This window comes from Bacillus sp. JJ1566 (assembly GCF_036962685.1).
GTDB lineage: Bacteria > Bacillota > Bacilli > Bacillales > Bacillaceae_L > Ferdinandcohnia.
Genome location: NZ_JBALOP010000030.1, coordinates 31064 through 51084, shown reverse-complemented (window position 1 = coordinate 51084; position 20021 = coordinate 31064). Strand labels below are relative to the sequence as shown.

The following is a 20021-nucleotide window of genomic DNA, read 5'->3' as shown; positions in this document are numbered from 1 at the left end:
AGTTCGAATTTAATTTAAAAAACAATGTGTTTTTAGTAATTTAAAGACTAAAATGATGTAATTTACGAAAATTAATAAATTGAGTATATATCATCTGGCGAAATAATGGAATAGTAAATATTACAGATGTATAGGGATAATAAGAATTAAAAGAAATCATTCCCTGCGAAAAATAGAGAATAATGCGTGATTTATAGAATATAAATTCTAATTCAAAGGGGTGTTTAAGATGAAAAATGCAGTAGCGACTATGCTATTAAAAATATTGTTTTATCCTTCACCAAAAGTAATGATTAGTAAGGATGAGGAAAAGCAATTTAATGATCTATATGAAGAAGCTCTAAAAAGACGTGATAAATTAATCGAGTATAATCTTCCCGTCCCTAAATACAAGTTTCTATATTATATTTCACAAAACAAACCCATAGTTTTTCATGGATCAAATAATAAATTAATAGATTCCTTTGAACCACGTGAACAGACGTTATTTAATGGTAAAATTGCCACAGCTGTTTTCGCAACAAAAGACTCGATATGGTCTATTTTCTATGCAATCTTAGAAAAAGGGAAAATATCGGGGAATATTAGAAATGGATCCCTTTCTACTAATAACCAAAAAACCTTTCACTTTTACTCATTAACTAAGTCAACAGCCTTGAATAACCCCTGGACTTCTGGAATGGTTTATTTCTTACCTGAAGATTCATTTTTATATTTAGGGAAAGGTACCATCCATTTTAATGAGTGGATTTGTAAAAAGACTGTTTTATACATTGCCAAACTTGAGGTCGAACCTATCGATTTCTATTTTCTCAATAAAGTTGCCACTCACCATCCAGAAGAGTCTATTTTTAAATCGTGGTTAATGTATAAATTCAGGACTTTATTTAAGTAGATTGTCCACCAATCCACACTGTGAAATTTTTATATTTTTTTCTGTAACAATAAAAAAAACCTATAAAAAGTTTATCACTCTTTATAGGGACGTTTGATACTACTCTATTACATTGCTGTTAATCCACCATCAATGACAAATTCCGAACCTGTAGAATAGCTAGATTCATCTGATGCAAGGAAAAGTACCATATTAGCTACTTCTTCTGGCTTTGCTATACGTTGAACTGGAATATGTTTTGCAAACTCTTTTATTTGTTCTACTGCATCACCCTGTGTAACCATTGGAGTTTCGATCACACCAGGGTGAACAGAGTTAACACGAATTCCTAATCCGCCAAGTTGAAGAGCAGCCGCTTTTGTAATTCCTCGTACAGCGAACTTTGTATCTGTGTACCCTATCGCACCACCAACAAGTCCATTTATGGATGAAATGTTGATAATTGAACCATTTCCTGCCTTTTGCATCGAAGGGGTTACCGCTTTCATTCCTAAGAATACGGAGACTTGGTTAATATCAACGATTTTACGATATTGTACTTCTGTCATTTCCATCAGTGGAACACTCATACTGATTCCAGCGTTGTTTACTAGTATATTAATTGGACCAAACGCATTTTCAGTCTCAGTAATAACTGTAGCCCAGTCATCTGCATTGGTTACATCTTGCTTCACAAATTTAACGTTTGCTCCTAATTCATTCGCTAAAGCTTTTCCACCTTCTTCATTTAAATCCGTGAAGACTACTTTTGCTCCTTCATTCGCAAAAAGTCTTACATGGGACGCTCCCATTCCCTGTGCGCCACCGGTAATAACTGCTACCTTATTCTCTAATCGACCCATTAAAATTTCCCCTTCCTATTCGGGAATTCTTCCTTATTAATTTCATTCCCATAAGTGTTTTCTATTACAAGATCGACCTACCGATACTTCATCCGGATAAATTAATGATAGTTGTACTATCATTAAATAAATTATAAACTAATTTTGATATAATTGCAAAACAAATAGATTCCATGTATATCTAGAAATAGATTCAAAAGAAGGAGATTGTTATGGACACTTCCAATAAAACAGGATTACGAGAAAAAAACAGGAATAGACGTTACCATAGTATTGTAAAAACAGCCGAACGATTATTTGCAGATTCTGGATTAGAAAACATCAAAATGCAGGTTATCGCTGATGAAGAAGGAATTGGCGTCGCTACCTTATTTCGATACTTTCCAAAAAAGGACAAATTAATTGTCGCGGTTGCAACATCGATAATGGAAGAAGAGCTTAATCAATTTCAACGGATTGCCAATGAGCCAAACAATGCGTTTGAAAAGTTTAGTAAGATTTTTGATTACCTATCGGAGAGTGTTACCCACCCATCCAAAAGCTCTACGAAGTTTATCGACGCATTCGAAAACTATGTAGCTATATCAAAGGAGCCTTTGGAAGATATCGCTATATATGACGAAGTTAGAGAGGAAATCTATGTCTTAATGTTGGGAATTATGCAAGAAGGAGAACTCGATGAATCGATTTGTAAAGATATAAATATAAAAGAAACCATGATTTCCCTCATTAATAGCTTTGGTTTATTTGCTCGGAAGTTGGCCCTTATGAAATCAGTTAACTATTACGATGTAGAGGTAAAACCGAAGCGACAATTACAGATTATGAAAGAACTCTACTTATCACATATTAGAGCTTAGAAATTATGGAATGAATGATGTATATTAAACAAAACAACAGTGACAAAAAATAAAAAAATATGATTTATCTTGACATATAAAACAAAAGCCCCCTAAAACATTTTACTAAAAACAACGTTTTAAGGGGCCTTTCCCTGTCTCTTTTACAATAACGCCTCAGCTTTTCTTGTAGATTTTAGAAGCTTATCAGCAAGTTGAAGCATTCCTAATCCCTTTTTGTCCATATCCGAATTGGTTTAAGGTTCCGATGATATAGGCATCCGGCCCAGGGTGGTAAAACATAAACGAACCCGTAGAGCCGGCATTTCCCCATGAGTTATACTTTGATGGCATTAACACAGGAACGGTTTTTATCTTCATTACCCCATACCCATAATCAATTCCCAAGAAAAATTTACCGCAGTCATTTTTCATTTTTTCAATGGTATCTTTCTTTAAAAGCTGACTATTGACCAATGCCCTCATGAATAGTAACAAGTCCCCAGTAGTGGATACAATACCACCGCCAGCATACAAAATGCTCAAGCTCTCGTTATTCGTCATGTCTGTTTGACGAATATAAAACTTCGCTACTTCGTATGGACTCTTTTCTAATGGTTCAGTACGAGAGAAATGAGAGTTTATCATCCCAAGGGGTTCAAAAATATTCTTTCTTAGCACTTCATGGAAAGGTAACCCTGTGATTTTTTCAATAATAAATCCCAGTAGATGATAACCCGTATCTGAATAATGAAATCCTCTTCCTGGAGGGAAATGGTTGTTCATGTTTTGCTTTGCCCAACTAATTACCTCATGTGGAGTCCATTTTCGATTTGGTTCATCAACAAGCAAGTCAGGAATTGACTTTCCCGTTACTGGCGTATCCTCTACGAAATCATTTAGTCCTGATGTGTTATTTAATAAATGTCTGATTTTGATTTCGTTTGTATAATCTTTCTCTTTATAAATATGCAGATTCGTTAATATTTCAGCATCCAAATACTTTGAAATTTGGTCCTCGTATGAACACTGCCCCTGTTCGACCAACTGCCCAATCAAAACGGATGTAAACAATTTACTAATACTAGCTATATAAAATGGTTGTTCGGGGTGAATAGCTTCATTTCCGGTAGCCAAATTGACGTCCATTCCGTATTTTCCTGAATGAATCCGTAAATAGGCATTATGTATCTTGGGATCCTTTTCTACTCTTCTCTTAAAAAACTGTTCAATTTCCATTTGTGCCTTGGTATTCTCCAATTCCCCATCTCCCTTTTTTATCTCTTATTCATTATCATTTTTACGCAACTGGGCGACCGTTATGACATCTTTCCCAGTACTTTCGAATCATTTTCTCTTCATCAGAAAAACACTTAGTGAGGATGATTGTTTCAGCTGCTTAAAAAGATTCATTCTTGAAGGCTGAGCGCGATGCGAGTAACAGTTGATGTTAATTTTTTGCAGTAATTCCTAAAGGAGAATATTTTATTGTAAAATAAATTTATATTAGTTTAATTATAGTTTGTAAGTAGGAAGGAAAGATGACATTTGTTATATTTAAAAGCGATTACAAAAGAGAATTGGTTGGAAGCTATCTCTCTACGCGTCCGGGAAGACCAAGTCAAGTTTGTGGCATCCAATGCAGTATCCCTGGCAAAAGGAATCTATCTTGGCGACAAAATGATTGGCTTCACACTTTATGGAATTGACGAGGATGACCATGAATACTGGATTTACCGCATGATGATTGATCAAAAACATCAAGGAAAAGGATATGGAAAGCAGGCAATTAAACTAGTGATCGACGATATAATGAATATTAAAGAAAAGCGCCATCAAACCATCTCTCTTTCTTATGAACCTACTAATGGACACGCAAAACGCGTCTACGAGAAAATGGGCTTTCAAGAAGTAGACGGGCTTATTATCGGTGGAGAACAGGTGTCTCGATTTTCGTTTTAATATAATACACAATCAGTCATCCTATAATGCCGTATCAATAGAAAAAAACAACCGTACCTATTTTTTGGGTACGGTTCTTCAATTTTCTTTTATTCAACCGTATAAACAACCAATCTCTGTGTTTGCTATATTCACCGTGCATATAGTTAAATGTATTTTTTTGTAAATTAGTATTGTGAAAGAAACCCCTACTATTTACAATAGAAGAGTAAATGGGAGCATTTTCCTATTTTAGTAGCTCCATGTTTTAATGTAATACTCCAAAAATTCGAAAGTGAGTTGATTCATTTTATGTCCAACAGATTCAAAATCAAAAATATCCGGAAGAAAAATGGACCGGAAGTAAGTGTGCGAACCCACGAATTTGCAAGTCCTGATGAACAGCGGCAATTCTTGAGAGATTTAGCTATTAGTTCTGAATTTGAAATGAGGTATCGCGGTCTCCTTGAATATTACGGAAAAGACTTTATTACCTATAAGAAAGAAAAACCCTCTGATAAAAAACGCAATGAGTTTCTTCGTATCATTTCAAAATACATGACCCACTATTTAGAAGATGATTGCCCATCCTCATGGAAACAATGTCAATCCTCATTTTGGGAAGTCCTTATTTTTTCCTTTTATCCTGATCACATCAAACTTTCACCAAACGAGCAAGAAGTAGAAGATTTTCTGTATCAATTGAAAAGGTTTGTTCGTTGGCTTGATAAGCGCAATGGCACGTCATGGCATTCAGTCGTTGAGCAATACTCCTCAGAAGCATTTCCTGAATTAAAAATCTGTGAACGGATTATTAACTGGATTTTCCTTAATGACTTCCCCCGAATCCATCATAATGACTGGAATCTTGAACAAGATCTATACCGACTTAAGCAGAAATTTAACCAATATACGAATCAAGTAGATAGCACATTTAAAGTAACAAGCATAATTGGAGATAGAGTTGTTCTGACTGAGTTAAAAACCAATTGTACCTATTACATTAAAGGCCTTCCTTATGAATTCATTTTACCCGGCATAAAAATGAATGGGGTTATTTGCAATAAAAGCGGGGATCAAACGTGGAATTGGTATTACACCGATGGTATTTATCCGTCTAAAGGAGAGCAACTTGAATATCCTGTCTCAATAAAACATGAAGGTTTGGCCTCTCACGATGGGGTAAACTTTTTTAAGAAATAAAAATAGTGCCTGTCACGCCCCTTTTAATGTCGATGAATTCTATAAAGTGTGGGGGCCCTTAATTACAAAAACAGCCTTTGTGAGATAAATCACAATTGGCTATCTTTATTAATGCTATCATTATTTATGAGGTTAGATAATAATTCACCTTGAAGTGGTCGATTTTTTTCTCACTATTTGTAGTACTATTTTATTCTTCTCAAAAACGGAGATTAGATATAGGAGGTTTTTACATGTCTCAAGAAAAATTGTCTGAATTAATTAGTCCTGAAGCTGTCATAAATTTTGAAACGGGTGCAATTAAAGCAAGCACTTTGGATTCAATTATCAATCTTTTACCATTTGAAATGGGTTTTTGCGATGCCGACGATATTTTCCGCTGGTATTCAAATAATCCTAACCGCGTGCATGGACGTCGTAAAGAAGCGATTGGTCGCCATGTACTGGAGCTTCATCCAAAAATGGCTCACCACGTTGAAAAACTGTTGAACGATTTCCGATCAGGAACACGCGATGAATGGGAGTTTTGGTTCCCAAAACGCTCTGGTGAAGAAACCGGTCAAATTTATCAAAAATTCATGGCAGTCCGTGATGAAAACGGAAAATATCTTGGATGCATGGATGTGACTGTTAATATCGACCTTTTCCAAGGAAAAGAAGGTAAACATACCCCTGAAACTATTGACGAATTTATAGCGATTAAGCCTAAGTAAAAAAACTTTTTCATTTAAAAGGATGCTGAAAAATACACTGAGCCCAGTGTGTTTTTCTTTATGACAGTAGTTTTGGTGATTACCTATGCTAAAACAACATTAACCGGACATGAGCAGTCGGCCAAATTTCCTAGATTCCTTACAGAGCCTTTGCTAATGGTTCATTACCAAAGGGGAAATTCAGATGGAAATAGGTAACCGATTCAACTATAAATTTATACTTCTAATAATCCCTATTTAAAATGACATCACTCCCATGAACAAGGGACATTAACATGTTATATTCCCTTTAGTTAAACTTTATAGGGGGTTTGAAATGAATAATAATTTACTAAAAAAACTTGCTGTATTCTCAATTATTGGTGGTATTTTTGCAATCATGGCAACATTTGGTTTTGGTTATCAATATCTGCTGGGTCATGACACAATGGGGGTAGCGGTTACTGTCGGTTTAATTAATATTTTTAGCATGATTCTTGTTTTAATTGGTATGATTGCAGTTTTTTTATATTCCTATCACATTAAAGCGAGTCTAAATCTATTTATAAGCTTTATCGTTTTATTTATCGGAACCATCCTAGAAATAGGTGCTGCATGGACTGTCACTTTTGTATCCCCAATGCTTAATGTTCATGCTGTAGAATTATCCTCTACATGGCCCTCCCCTTCAGGTGAGGGCTTGATGATTAGTCTTCTTCTATTCATTATTGGATGGATTTATTTTGGAATCAGTTTAGCCAAAGTGAAGGTTCTTCCTGTCATTCCATCAGTTCTAGTCGCTGTATCACTTTTATTAGATTTTGCTCCATTAGGTATTATTAGTAACTTTGGGTCAATTTTCTGGGCAATTGCGATTATTTGGTTGAGTACAACTGTTTTTAAAAAGACAAATACAGAAGTTGTTCTAGGAAACGATGCAAACAAACCCAACTCATAGCTTCTTTACAAATTTATTAGTTTCCAAATGTTAAACATCCATCTCAATCTAGGTGGATGTTTTTATATGAAGGAATACATCCTACTCTACCTAAATATATTTAGTGTAATTGGCGACTGAGATGCTATCATTCGAGTACAAAGAGGTGGGATAATTTTTTAAATGGAGAAAAAAGACTTCAATAAAATCCAAACCAATATTATAAAATCCTTATGGTTTATTACAGCCCTGATATCAGTTGGGCTCTTCTTTTTTAGTGTCTTCATACAAAACACCTTTTATCAAGTACCTTGCCCTACAAGTGGATGTATAGATTTTGGTCAATTAACTTTAGAAGAATCTGCTAAACTTGAAACTTATGGGATTTCCCTTAATTCCTACGCCTGGTTTAAAACAATAATGAATTTAATTTTAGGGGTTGGTTTTTTTTCTGTTGGGATTTTTCTATTTTCAAAAAATAGTTCAGATAAGTTTATCACATTGACTTCTATGATTATGATTGCTTATGGGGCTAATTTTGGTATGGATATATTAAGTCAAGCTTTTCCCAATATCTTGTTTATGACAAACTATATTGACTTTGTAGCTTCAGGAATTGTGGTTTTTCTTTTTTTGTACCCAGATGGCAGATTTGTGCCTAAATGGACCATAGTCATTGCAGCTTTGTGGATGATCTTTTCATATAGTCGAATTTTTATGCCTGATTCCTTTTTAAATCCAGAATTATGGCCATTTTGGCTTGATATCGTTGGGTGGATAGGTTTCTATTTACTGATTTTCTACGCGCAACTCTATCGATATCGAAAGATCTCGAATTCTGTTCAAAAACAACAAGCAAAATGGTTAATTGTTAGTATTATCATCATTATTTTACACATTGGTTGGATAGGTGCCTTTGGTGATGAATCAGCTGCGATTTTAAAAGTAATTACTCCCTTGATGTTAACCACAATCATAGTAATACCTGTTTCTTTAGCTATTGCTATATTGCAATATAAGTTATGGAATCTAGATATCTACATTAACCGTTTTGTTTTATATATCATGCTAAGTAGTCTTGTAGTGATCATTTATGCAAGTATTATCGGAATACTTGGAACAATATTTCAGATAGGCGGGTTTTTCATTTCCTTTATTGCAGTGGGAGTCACTGCCATACTCTTCGAACCGATTAAAAGGAAATTACAAGCTGCTATTAACCGGTTTATGTATGGAGAAAGTCGATCTCCATACGCAGCTTTGTCCATGTTAGGTCAAAAGTTAGAAGCAACGTCAGACACTAGAACTGTTCTTTCTTCCGTTGTTGAAACGATTAGTCAGGTGTTAAAACTACCATATGCAGCCATTTATCTTTCCACGGAAAATTCATTTCAACTAGCTGCTGAATATGGAACTTTAAACAGCACACCAAACCGTTTCAATTTAGTTTATCAGAATGATTTGGTTGGGGAGCTAGTCATCGGAACTAGGGCCTTAAACGAGGAGTTCTCAGATTACGAACATCGCTTAATTCAGGATCTTGCTCGTCAAGTAGGTATTGCAGCGTATTCTGTAAAAGTCACAACAGATTTAATGAAGTCTAGAGAAAGTCTTGTTAAGGCACGGGAAGAAGAAAGAAAGAGAATCCGAAGAGACCTCCACGATGGTTTAGGTCCGCAACTTGCAAGCTTAGGAATGAATATAGAGGCTGCACGTAATTTATATAAAATAAACCACAAAGCTGGTGACGAACTATTGATGACCACCCATAAACAGTTAAAGGATGCCATCAATGATATTCGTCAACTGGTTTACGATTTACGACCACCGATCCTAGATGAATTAGGTCTCATATTTGCTATTAATGAATTCATTAGCCAATACAGTCAGAGTGAAATAAATTTTCGAACCTTTGTGCCTCCCACTGTATCCAATTTACCTGCAGCGATAGAAATTGCAACATACCGTATTATTCAAGAATCGATTTCTAATGTCATTCGTCATTCAAAAGCAACAGAATGCATTATTAAAATAACCATGACAAACTTCATTAAAATTGAGATAACAGACAACGGTAAAGGGATTTCTTTTGACGCAAAAAAAGGTATTGGGATGGCATCTATGCGAGAAAGGACAGAGGAATTGAACGGAACTTTCCATGTCATTTCTACTCCTGGACTTGGTTTGAGCATTCAAGCAATTTTTCCACTTATAGAAAAGGAGGCCTAGTAATGGAAAAAATAAAAATTTTGTTTGCTGATGACCATACTTTATTTCGTGATGGTTTAAGAAATTTACTTGCGTCTATTTCGGATTTTGAAATCATCGGTGAGGCTGTTTCTGGAGAAGAGGCTATTTTTCTAGCAAACTCGTTACAACCTGATATTGTCTTAATGGATATTAAAATGCCTCCTATTAACGGTATTGAGGCAACAAAGGAAATACTCGCTAAAAACTCTCACATAGGTATCATTATGTTTACAATGTTCGAGGACGATAATTCCGTTTTTGCTGCAGTGAGAGCGGGAGCAAAAGGTTATTTACTTAAAGGAGCTAGTCAAGATGAGACCGTTCGGGCAATTCGTGCTATTGCGAGTGGCGAAGCAATTTTCAGTCCGACCATCGCCGCGAGACTTATTCACTACTTTAATCTCCTGAGCAAAAGTCAGGAAAGTACTGCTTTTCCGGAATTGACCAGTAGGGAAAGACAAATATTATACCTCATTGTTCAAGGAACTAAAAATGAGGGTATCGCAGAAAGACTCGGTCTAAGTTCAAAGACTGTCAGAAACCATGTTTCAAATATTTATAATAAGTTACAAGTTGCTGATCGATTTGAAGCTATAAAACGAGCTAAAGAGGAGGGAATTGAATAATAAATCCAAGAGCTTAATTTTGAGCAATTTTCAATGATCATTTGTTGTAAATGGGTACTTATTAATTAGATAGTCTGGAATAGAATGATAGTGGTTTTACTTTACTACTATTAGGGGGAGATGTGTGGAATGAAAATATTACGGCTTGGTCATGCAATGTATATGTTTACAAGTAAGGTGGGGAAAAATTACCTCATAGATCCATTTATTGATTTAAATCCAGGATTTCCACAACAGCTAGATAATAAAGATTTTTATAATGCTATTGATTGTGTATTTTTAACACACGGACATTTTGATCATACAAGTGGATTATCTAAAGTTGTGGAAAATAAACCTGACATTATGGTTGTCGCTCAATATGATTTGGCCATGATATTTCTGCAAAAGGGCATAAAAAATGTACTCCCTATTAATCTAGGTGGTTCGGTGTCCTTCGAAGACCTCACAGTCACAATGGTTCAAGCAAAACATACTTCCTCATACGGAGAGATAGAAGGAACCCCAATATATGCGGGTGAGGCATCTGGTTACATTTTTGACTTTGACAATGATTATACAGTTTACCATTCTGGGGATACGGCTCTTATGTACGATATGAAGTTGATTCAAGATGTGTATAATCCGGAGATTGCAATATTATCCTCATCAGGCCATTTTACTATGGGGCCAAAAGAAGCAGCCTATGCAGTAAAGCACCTATTGGAAGTTCAATACGTTATTCCAAGCCATACATTTCCATCTAAAAAAAGCGCCACATCACCGGAAACCCTTGATCAATTATTAAATGGCTTTCCTGTAATAGAAAATATGATTGATAGAGATATAGAACTGAAAGAGTTGTTAAAGGATTATCAACAAACCGAAGTGGTAACGATGGGATATGGGGTGGAAAGGGAATTTAAGAAATAGCCATGGCCTTATTATACAAAACGTTTGTTTGACAAGACGCTGTCTTTCATTAATGCACTGTTGGGGGAATTCTAATGGATGTCTTTTCGGAGGGGCATAGGTAATCACAGGATTCTACTTATGGGAATTGCAATTAGAATTTGGGGATGAAGCATCAAGGAAATTTAGTCCTTGATGCTTTTTGATGATTTACTTTAATATTTCTTCAATAGAATTTGTTACACGGATAGCGATTGGCTCATAGTCAAAATGATAAGTAATCGACCCTTGGCCCCCAAGATTTTGTAACCGCCGTTACTTATGATATGGTTCCCCCCTATTTATCCGAAAAGCACGATACACCTGCTCCACCAAAATCAGCCTCATCAATTGATGTGGAAAAGTCATTTTGGAAAAAGACAACGTATCATTTGCTCGCTTCATGACATCCTTGCTTAATCCTAGTGATCCCCCGATTACAAAGGCAATTTTACTCTTTCCATAGGTTGCTAGGTTCTCAATGTCCGCTGCCAGCTGCTCAGATGATTTCATTTTCCCTTCAATCGCTAACGCGATCACATGGGTGTCGTCCGATAGCTTTGCAAGAATTCGCTCGCCCTCTTTTTGTTTCACTTGTTCCATCTCTGATTCACTCAAATTTTCCGGTGCTTTTTCATCGGCAAGCTCTACGACTTCCACTTTTGCATAGGCCGTTAGCCGTTTTAAGTATTCATTAATCCCTTGGATCAAATATTTTTCTTTCAGTTTTCCAATGGTCACAATCGTGATGTTCACACTTATCCCCACTTCACTCACATTTTACAAACAAATTATCCACAGTAGTTATCCACATATCCACATTTTCTATCCACATCTTGTATGGGAATATTAGTTCCCTACAATATATACCGCCTTATTTTGACAAAATTCACAGGTTGTTGATAAGTTTTCATCTTCAATTTTCGTCATTATCGGCGCCACCTCATGTTCATCAACCACAATATCTAACGCCAATTCAATATGCTCTTCACAACATTTAATCATTTTTACTTCCTCCATCTATCTTACCCACAACCTTTTGGGAATTATGGGTATAACTTTTTCTGTTTGTTTTTCTTTATCCACATGTTATTATCTTACCCATTTTAGCATATTATTTTGTCCACGAAAAAACAGGAGAATCCTCACTCTCCTGTTTTCGATTTCTACATTGATTCTCGTGCTAATTGTATTGCGACCTTTTGCTTTTCACCCATCCTGTAGAATGTTACCTCCATTGTGTCACCTACTGATTTTTTATATAAATGCTTTCTTAGTTCAACTACGGATGTAATTTTTTCACCATCTAGTTCGATGATCACATCGAGCTCCCGTAATCCCGCTTGTGATGCTGGTGTATTTCGCAGTACTTCTAATACAGCTACTCCCTCCGTAATATCATTTGGGAGGTGTAAGGTTTGTACACGATGATAGGAGGAAATTTCACTTAATGATTTAAGCTGCCCTACTCCCATAAATGGTCGTTTCACCTCACCATACAGTTCAAGATCTTCAATAATGGGCTTTGCACTTGTAATGGGAATCGAAAGGCCAATTCCTTCAACCGCTTCCTGTGCAATTTTCATCGAATTTATGCCGATTACTTCACCCTTGATATTCACAAGCGCTCCTCCACTATTTCCCGGATTAATCGCTGCATCTGTTTGCATGACATCGGCATTCCAATCAGGCACTCCATCCTGATTAATATCAACCGGAATCGTCCGATTTAAGCCTGAAATAATTCCTTGCGTAACAGACCCTGAAAATTCAAGTCCTAATGGGTTTCCGATGGCAATGACCGGCTCGCCCAGATTAATATTGTCGGAGTTTCCAAATTGAGCAATCTTTTCTACATGGCTTGCGTCAATTTCGAGCACAGCTAAGTCCGTCCAAATATCACTTCCAAGCAGTCTTGCCTTCACTCTTGACCCATCACTTAGGCTTACCTCTATGTCTGAAGCTCCTTCAATGACATGGTGATTTGTGACGATAAATGCTTTGCCATTTCCTTTTTTGTATACAACCCCGGAGCCTGTTCCCGCTGCCGTGGCTTCCTCCGACCAAAAATTCGTTTGCTGAAGATTAACAATTCCCACGACTGCTTCACTTACAAGGTTTACAGCATCGGTGATTTCAGATGTCACGTTTACGTTAATTGTCTGCTGGACACTTTCCCCTGCCGGTGCTTTTTTCTCAACATCATCTAGCCCATTCACCTCTTCGGGGGCGGCATTCTCCCCATATGGAAGTAAATGATACTTTGATAACGTCGGTAAGAGAAAAATAACAAGCAATGCCCCAATGACGGCTCCGATTAATGCTGAAAAAAACCAGCTGCCACGACCTCTACGTCTATACCTGTGATTTGAATAATCCGGATCATAATACCCCATACCGCCATTTCTCCTTTTAAACTTTATTCAGCTGAAGTCACCCACTTCAAAAAGTGAGGCAAATTAAATAGAGTAACTAATTAAGTTGGAGTTCAAACCTGGGCTGAATCAAGTTAAAACCTCCGGTGGATGCCACAGATTTTCTAAGGTAATTTTTCGTTCCGTATGATCAAAGACTAAGAACGCCACTTCCTGTGGCAACGTCTTTGTGACCCACCTCGTGTGGGCCTAAAAAATCTGGGCGCAAATACGCCAAGGCGCATTTGATAAAACATTCTATCTTCAATTTTACCCATATTTTACGTAAAACATGACCTAGCTCTACAACGAACGAAAGGCAGGAGCCGATAGCCCCTGCCTTTTTTACCATCCATGATTATACGTTTTTCCGTTCCATTACATTAATTCCAATTCCGATTAACACCACTCCCATTAACGTCAGAATGCTAATTGGATATAGCAGTTCACTTATTGGTGCACCGTAAATAGTCGCCGCTTTTAAGCCTTCCATGGCATGTTTAATTGGCACAAAGTCGGACACCTTTAATAAAAAGTCTGAGCTGACAATTTCCAATGGCCAATAAGCCCCACCAAGCATTGATAAGCAGACCGATACAAGTGAAATAATCGCGTTGAATTGCTGAGTGCTCTTAACAACACTAACTAAGAACAGTGCTAGGGCGACGATTGAGAACACATATGGAATTAAAACAATTAGTGTTTTTCCAAATCCCCCGTAAAAGTCCACCCCAACCGCATACCGGAACACTAAAAAGATGAGAGCAACCTGAAGGTATCCCATAAGGAAGCTGTAAACTAAATTGCCTGCGTACATCTCCCACTTTTTTAAAGGGGATAAAATCATGCGGTCCCAAACCCCCCACGTTCTCTCCTGTAAAATGTTGTGGACATTATAAGATATGGTGTAAATCACAAAGAATAAGGTAAACCCAAAAATCGTCTGCAGCTGGTTATCGATGATTACGGCATCGTCACTACGGAATGAAGCAGCCTGAATCTTGAATAGCGGGTTCTCTTTCTTTTCTTTTAATTCATCTAAAATGGCATCTGGATCGATATGGCTACTAGTTGCCGTTGCCTCTTTTATTTTATCCTCTATTAAAATATCCCCATAAAAGGTTTGAAGATAGCTTTCTAATAAATGAAGATTGGGCGGTGTCTCTGTCACAACAACAATCGTGTAGGAATCTTTCTCTAACTTCACAGCAGACTCAGCATCACCCTCACTGACCATTTTCTTTGCTTCATCCTCCGTCACTCGTTTAAATTCAAAAGACCCAGACTTAGTTAATTCCTTCCAAAGCGACGTTTCTTCAATATTTTCTATATCTGAATAAACGGGAACATTGATAGTTGAATAATTTGTTGCACCTAATAACAATGCAAATACAATACTCATCACAGTCATGCCAATCATAAGCATTGGCTTTCTTAAAAACAATTTGAATTTTGCCTGTAAAATACTTATCATATGGCATCACCTCTTTTTGGAAAACTAAATACAGCCGCTGTCAGCATCACCAAACCAAAGCCAACAAGGTAGAAAATATGGTGAGCAATAGCCGAAAGCTCTACTCCTTGCAACAATTGCAATAACGCAGTCATTCCTGCACCATTTGGTGTAAAATTGCCCAACATCCCTATGACAGATGAAGATTCACCAATCGGCGTAAAACTGCCGCCTAAAAAGGCAAAAATCGCAACCATTACATTCCCAAAAAAGTTCGATACACCTTCTGAGTCAATTCGGAAGTTTAAGGCTGTCAAAAATGCTCCAACTCCACCAATCGCAAAGCATAATGATAAATTAACTGACACAAATCCGAGAAAATCCTTCCAAACTACATCAAATACAAGAGAAGTAACTCCATATAAAATCGCTTGCTGAACAATTGAAATCACCATAACCGAGAAAAAAATACCGCCCAAATACGACCATCTTGATGTATTTGATAAAATAATTCGATTGAACACCTGCAACTGCTTTTCACGATACGCAAATGAACTTATATGGGAAGCAATAAACATAATAAACATCACGCTCATACCGACGGAATAATATTGCAAGGAGTTGATTGGTTCTCGCTCGTTTACCGTTTCGATTTCTCCTAGTCTTGCACTGCCAACTGCCTCTAACTGGATTCCCGCTTTTCCAATTACAGTCATAGAAGTCATCTGCTTTTGAAAATTCACCAAGATATCCTCTACCACCTTTGGGGCGATCTCTTTTGCTTCATTTTTATATAGCTTAATTGATGCACTAGAAGGCTCATCAAGTAAGGCAGAAGATAGAATATCAAATGTATACTTCTCAGGTATCTCAATGACAGCGGAATAACTGTCATCATTTTTAATTTCATCCAATTTTTCAAACTTCACTTGCTCAAGCTCCACAATTTCTTTTAGTTCCTCACTACCAAACACTTCATCTAGCAAAATATGAATAGGACGAAGCTGATTCGCTCCTTGGATTAACGCAGTTTCTGCTTCCTCTGGCAGTCCTTCAGACTTTACCTTTTGAGTAAAAGCAGCGATATCCTTTTGTTCATCACTATGGTCAATGAAAGCGACCTTAACTGAAAGTGTTTTTTCATTGCTTCCCATCACCCCTCCTAAAGCAAACCCCAAGATAGCAATGAGGACGAGTGGCATCAGGACTAAAACGAGCAGTTCCTGAGGGTTCCGGAGTAACACCAATAGATCTTTTTTAATAAATGGAATAATCATCACTTCACCCCCTAGTCTCTTAATGCTCTACCGGTCAGATGAAGGAAGACATCTTCAAGTGTCGGTGCTTTTACTTCAACTGAAATTAATGCGGTTCCCGTTTCTTCAGCAAATTGGGAGATTTTTTGGAACAAATTATACTCCTTTGGAACAATAACTGTTACATCACGATCCTGTACCTTTACTTGACGAACCGTTGAATCTGCTTCAAGCAACTGAATGAACTTTTCTTTTGCCCGCTCTACCTTGATCGAAATCGTATTTTCAGAGGATAAAATATTCTTTAACTCCTCTTTCGTACCCGACGCAATAATATGGCCTTTATCCATAATATAGATCCGGTCACATAAGAACTCGACTTCCTCCATGTAGTGGCTCGTATATAAAACTGTCATCCCACGTTCTTTGTTAAGCCGCTTTACCGTTTCTAAAATATAGTTACGAGATTGTGGGTCAATCCCAACAGTCGGCTCATCCATTATGATCACTTCAGGATTATGCAGCAGAGCCACTCCAATATTCAGCCTTCTTTTCATACCACCTGAGAAAGTTTTTACAAGATCCTTTCTGCGGTCAGTTAAGCCAATTTGCTCCAAAACTTCTTCAATTCGCCCCTTCAACACAGTGCCCTTTAATCGATAAATCTCTCCAAAAAATCGCAAATTTTCTTCTGCAGATAAATCCGTGTATAGCGCAATTTCTTGAGGAACCACCCCTAAAATTTTACGGATTTTCTGTGGATATTTAATCGTGCTTTCGTTCATTAACCGTACATCCCCGGAAGTCGGAACAACTAATGATGAAAGCATAGAAATGGTCGTTGATTTCCCCGCTCCATTCGGACCTAATAGCCCTACAATCTCACCCTTTTCCAAAAACATATTAATTCCCTGTGCCGCAAACTTTTGTTTATATTTCTTCGATAAATCGATAATCTCTAACATCCCGTCAGCCTCCTTTATAGTCTTATCATAGACCTTCTCGTCTTGATACAGCACTATCTCGCGTCACTTGTTTATGTAAAAAACATGACCTCAGTCATGTTTGCACTAAAAAAGGCCATCCAAAGATATTTGGAGACCCCTTATATCTTATTATGTAATATCATTTTTCACTGCAAAAATGGCCAACTGGGTGCGGTCCCGAAGCTCCAATTTATGCAAAATCTGTGTAATATGGTTTTTTACCGTACCGATGGATAAAAATAATTCATCTGCGATTTCTTTGTTCGTCTTTCCTTCGCCTACTAATCTTGTAATATCCAATTCACGGGTGGAAAGTGGCAATTCAAGCTTTTTCTCCACCTTATGTAATAATCGCGGCATCACCTTCGCCGCGACCTCTTCATGAATTGGCAGTCCCCCCTGAAAACAGCTATAGACTGCATGGATCAGTGTTTGTTGATCTGATGTTTTTAGTAAGAAGGCATTGGCTCCGTATTTTAATGCCTGGATTGCATATTCATCATCATTAAAGGTTGTGAGGATTAAAATCTTCACATTGGGCCAACGTTCCTTAATCTTTCTCGTCGCTTCAAGTCCATTCATAACCGGCATCCGGATGTCCATTAGCGCCATATCAATCACATGGGCCTCCATCTTTTTAATAGCTTCTTCTCCGTTTTCTGCCTCAGCCACTACCCGTATCTGTTCATCCTGTTGAAGCATGAGCTTCAAGCCTTGCCTCACAATTGACTGGTCTTCCACAATCAACACATTCCACATGTAAGTCCCCCCTTACATTTTCACTAACGGAATCATTCCTTTAATTACAAACTGTTCATCCGTTTGATAGACCGCTAGTGTTCCACGTAATTCTTCAACCCGTATTCGCATATTTGATAGCCCAAATCCCTCTTGAAACGGAACCTTCTTATGAATTCGGTTTTTAATAATAAACTCCATATTCCCGTCTGCTGTTTTTCCAAGTACCACCTGTATCTCACGTGAATGGGTATGGCGCATTGCATTTGTAAGGCCTTCCTGGATGACACGATAGAGCACAACACTTTGTTGATTTGTGAGCTGCTCTGACAGGATTCCCTGTTTTGTTGTTAACTGAACCATAATATGACTTTCCGCCTCAAGCTTTTTAATCAACTGTAGGATAGTTGCAATTCCTTCATGCTCCTTGTCCTTTAATGTTCGAACCGCAAAACGGGTTTCTTCTAAGCTCTCTTTCGCCAATTCCTTTAATTCATTATATTGTTCTGGACCTTGCTGTATTGATAGAATCTCTAGCTGCATTAATAGCGCTGTAAGCTTGTGTCCAACCGAATCATGAATATCCCTTGCAATCTTTGTCCTCTCCTGATAGCGTGCTTCCTCCTCTGTAACGAGCGCCACCCTTTTTAGCTTTCGATATTCCCCAAGCAATTCTTCATAAAGATTTCGCTGTTCCTCCCGCTTCGACCATAGTTCATTAACCTGAAGGGCAAGAAGATAGAATAAGAGAAAAAAAGCATAAACGTATAATTTGATTTCCATCATGATAAACAAGGCCAGTAAGCACACTGCCGTTATAGCCACGAATACTTTAAATGGTTTACTTCCCAACTGATTTGCTGCCAACAACGCGACAAACATTACTAATAAAAATGCAAATGGATTTCCTGTCTCAATAATTCCAAGAACAAGCAAAAGTGCTGTTATGACCACATATAAATAAACTGGCTTTGGTGTAATTTTTAGAAAAAAGTAGACAGTCAAGACTGCCGCACAAATCATGATAGAATACGCGGTTGGTATTGACTTTTCGTAAATAAAAAACAGCCCCCAAAGCCCCATAAAACTTACCGTCCGTAAAACAAAAGCTTTCATACCATCCCCACTTTCATCTAACTTCAAATTACTAGAAATATATGGATACGGCAAGTGTTTTTCCAAAACAAAAAGCCCATCTGATAAAAATCAAATGAGCCTCTACTTACACAAATGCAAGCTTGGTTGGAATCTTTGGATCTGTATCATACAAATCGAATTGTTCTCCAACAACATACCCCTTACTTTCCAGGGTTTGCTTAACTGACATACGTGCTAATTCTTTTAAATTATTATCCTTACTTAAATGCGCCAAATAGATTCGTTTTGTACGATCCCCAATGACATCAGACATCGCAAGGGCAGCATCCTCATTCGAAACATGCCCGACATCACTTAAAATACGGCGTTTAATGCTCCATGGGTAGTGGCCCATTTGAAGCATCGACACATCATGGTTGCTTTCAAAAACATATGCATCGGCATTTTCTATTGTACCCTTCATTCGGTCACTGACATAGCCTGTATCGGTAATTAAAACAACCTTTTTCCCCTCATGATGGAAGACATAAAACATCGGTTCAGCCGCATCATGAGAGACCCCGAACGATTCAACATCCATATTTCCAAATGTCTTTACCGTTCCCATTTGAAAAATAAACTTCTGCTCTGTCGGGATTTCTCCAATGTTGTGCTCCATTGCCTTCCATGTCTTTTCATTTGCATAGATAGGTAGCTTGTACTTTCTTGCCAGTACCCCAAGCCCCTTGATATGGTCACTATGCTCATGGGTCACAAGGATTCCTGAAAGATGCTTAATCTCTTTGTTGATATCTTTAAATAAAAGTTCTAGTTGTTTACCACTTAACCCTGCATCTACAAGCAAGGAATGCTTGTCTGTCCCAACATAGAACGCATTTCCCGTGCTCCCGCTTGCAAGCACACTAAAATGCAACCCCATAG

At 37.4% G+C, this 20021-nt stretch carries 20 protein-coding genes; 9 read left to right on the top strand and 11 right to left on the bottom strand.

Annotated features, from left to right (window positions below; all coding sequences use genetic code 11):
- Positions 1-229 precede the first annotated feature (229 nt).
- Complete coding sequence (locus tag V7112_RS13430) at positions 230-895, top strand: hypothetical protein (protein ID WP_335420489.1); 666 nt, start codon at positions 230-232, stop codon at positions 893-895.
- Positions 896-1002: 107 nt separating this feature from the next.
- Here V7112_RS13430 and V7112_RS13425 read toward each other — a convergent pair whose 3' ends face one another.
- Positions 1003-1737: a glucose 1-dehydrogenase gene (locus tag V7112_RS13425; RefSeq protein WP_335420486.1), complete on the bottom strand. Its 735-nt coding sequence runs from the start codon at positions 1735-1737 to the stop codon at positions 1003-1005.
- Between the two features lie 212 nt (positions 1738-1949).
- On the opposite strand from V7112_RS13425, the gene V7112_RS13420 reads away from it, so the two are divergent.
- On the top strand, positions 1950-2597 hold the full coding sequence (locus V7112_RS13420) for a TetR/AcrR family transcriptional regulator (protein WP_335420483.1): 648 nt from the start codon (positions 1950-1952) through the stop codon (positions 2595-2597).
- A gap of 186 nt (positions 2598-2783) precedes the next feature.
- On the opposite strand, the gene V7112_RS13415 is transcribed toward V7112_RS13420, so the two are convergent.
- A complete protein-coding gene (locus V7112_RS13415) occupies positions 2784-3836 on the bottom strand; it encodes a serine hydrolase domain-containing protein (RefSeq protein ID WP_335420479.1) in 1053 nt (350 codons plus the stop codon).
- Positions 3837-4124: 288 nt separating this feature from the next.
- Here V7112_RS13415 and V7112_RS13410 point away from each other — a divergent pair, with 288 nt between their 5' ends.
- The 7 genes from V7112_RS13410 (at position 4125) to V7112_RS13380 (ending at position 11137) form a co-directional block, all read left to right on the top strand.
- The gene (locus V7112_RS13410) at positions 4125-4538 is read left to right on the top strand and encodes a GNAT family N-acetyltransferase (RefSeq protein ID WP_335420477.1); all 414 of its coding nucleotides are present in this window, start codon (positions 4125-4127) and stop codon (positions 4536-4538) included.
- A gap of 291 nt (positions 4539-4829) precedes the next feature.
- On the top strand, positions 4830-5720 hold the full coding sequence (locus V7112_RS13405; protein ID WP_335420473.1) for a hypothetical protein: 891 nt from the start codon (positions 4830-4832) through the stop codon (positions 5718-5720).
- A 233-nt stretch (positions 5721-5953) separates the two neighbouring features.
- Entirely contained in the window at positions 5954-6433 is a 480-nt protein-coding gene (locus tag V7112_RS13400; RefSeq protein ID WP_335420470.1) for a PAS domain-containing protein, read from the top strand.
- A gap of 316 nt (positions 6434-6749) precedes the next feature.
- Complete coding sequence (locus tag V7112_RS13395) at positions 6750-7370, top strand: hypothetical protein (protein ID WP_335420467.1); 621 nt, start codon at positions 6750-6752, stop codon at positions 7368-7370.
- A 162-nt stretch (positions 7371-7532) separates the two neighbouring features.
- The gene (locus V7112_RS13390; protein WP_335420464.1) at positions 7533-9578 is read left to right on the top strand and encodes a sensor histidine kinase; all 2046 of its coding nucleotides are present in this window, start codon (positions 7533-7535) and stop codon (positions 9576-9578) included.
- A gap of 2 nt (positions 9579-9580) precedes the next feature.
- Positions 9581-10225 (top strand): response regulator transcription factor, encoded by a 645-nt coding sequence (locus tag V7112_RS13385; RefSeq protein ID WP_335420462.1) that lies wholly within the window; start codon positions 9581-9583, stop codon positions 10223-10225.
- A 129-nt stretch (positions 10226-10354) separates the two neighbouring features.
- Positions 10355-11137, top strand: coding sequence for a metal-dependent hydrolase (locus tag V7112_RS13380; protein WP_335420458.1), 783 nt, complete (start codon positions 10355-10357; stop codon positions 11135-11137).
- A gap of 294 nt (positions 11138-11431) precedes the next feature.
- Here V7112_RS13380 and rlmH read toward each other — a convergent pair whose 3' ends face one another.
- The 9 genes from rlmH to V7112_RS13335 all read right to left on the bottom strand — a co-directional run bounded on the left by rlmH (position 11432) and on the right by V7112_RS13335 (position 20019).
- Positions 11432-11911: a 23S rRNA (pseudouridine(1915)-N(3))-methyltransferase RlmH gene (gene rlmH, locus V7112_RS13375; RefSeq protein ID WP_335420455.1), complete on the bottom strand. Its 480-nt coding sequence runs from the start codon at positions 11909-11911 to the stop codon at positions 11432-11434.
- 93 nt (positions 11912-12004) lie between these two features.
- Complete coding sequence (locus V7112_RS13370) at positions 12005-12160, bottom strand: CxxH/CxxC protein (RefSeq protein WP_136380835.1); 156 nt, start codon at positions 12158-12160, stop codon at positions 12005-12007.
- 161 nt (positions 12161-12321) lie between these two features.
- Positions 12322-13551 (bottom strand): S1C family serine protease, encoded by a 1230-nt coding sequence (locus V7112_RS13365; protein WP_335420451.1) that lies wholly within the window; start codon positions 13549-13551, stop codon positions 12322-12324.
- Positions 13552-13927: 376 nt separating this feature from the next.
- A complete protein-coding gene (locus V7112_RS13360) occupies positions 13928-15043 on the bottom strand; it encodes an ABC transporter permease (RefSeq protein ID WP_335420449.1) in 1116 nt (371 codons plus the stop codon).
- Positions 15040-16299, bottom strand: coding sequence for an ABC transporter permease (locus tag V7112_RS13355; RefSeq protein WP_335420445.1), 1260 nt, complete (start codon positions 16297-16299; stop codon positions 15040-15042). The genes V7112_RS13360 and V7112_RS13355 overlap by 4 nt, the downstream gene beginning before the upstream one ends.
- A gap of 11 nt (positions 16300-16310) precedes the next feature.
- A complete protein-coding gene (locus V7112_RS13350) occupies positions 16311-17243 on the bottom strand; it encodes an ABC transporter ATP-binding protein (RefSeq protein ID WP_335420443.1) in 933 nt (310 codons plus the stop codon).
- Positions 17244-17393: 150 nt separating this feature from the next.
- Complete coding sequence (locus tag V7112_RS13345) at positions 17394-18023, bottom strand: response regulator transcription factor (protein ID WP_335420440.1); 630 nt, start codon at positions 18021-18023, stop codon at positions 17394-17396.
- 12 nt (positions 18024-18035) lie between these two features.
- Positions 18036-19118: a sensor histidine kinase gene (locus V7112_RS13340; protein WP_335420437.1), complete on the bottom strand. Its 1083-nt coding sequence runs from the start codon at positions 19116-19118 to the stop codon at positions 18036-18038.
- 106 nt (positions 19119-19224) lie between these two features.
- On the bottom strand, positions 19225-20019 hold the full coding sequence (locus V7112_RS13335; protein WP_335420435.1) for an MBL fold metallo-hydrolase: 795 nt from the start codon (positions 20017-20019) through the stop codon (positions 19225-19227).
- Between the last annotated feature and the right edge of the window lie 2 nt (positions 20020-20021).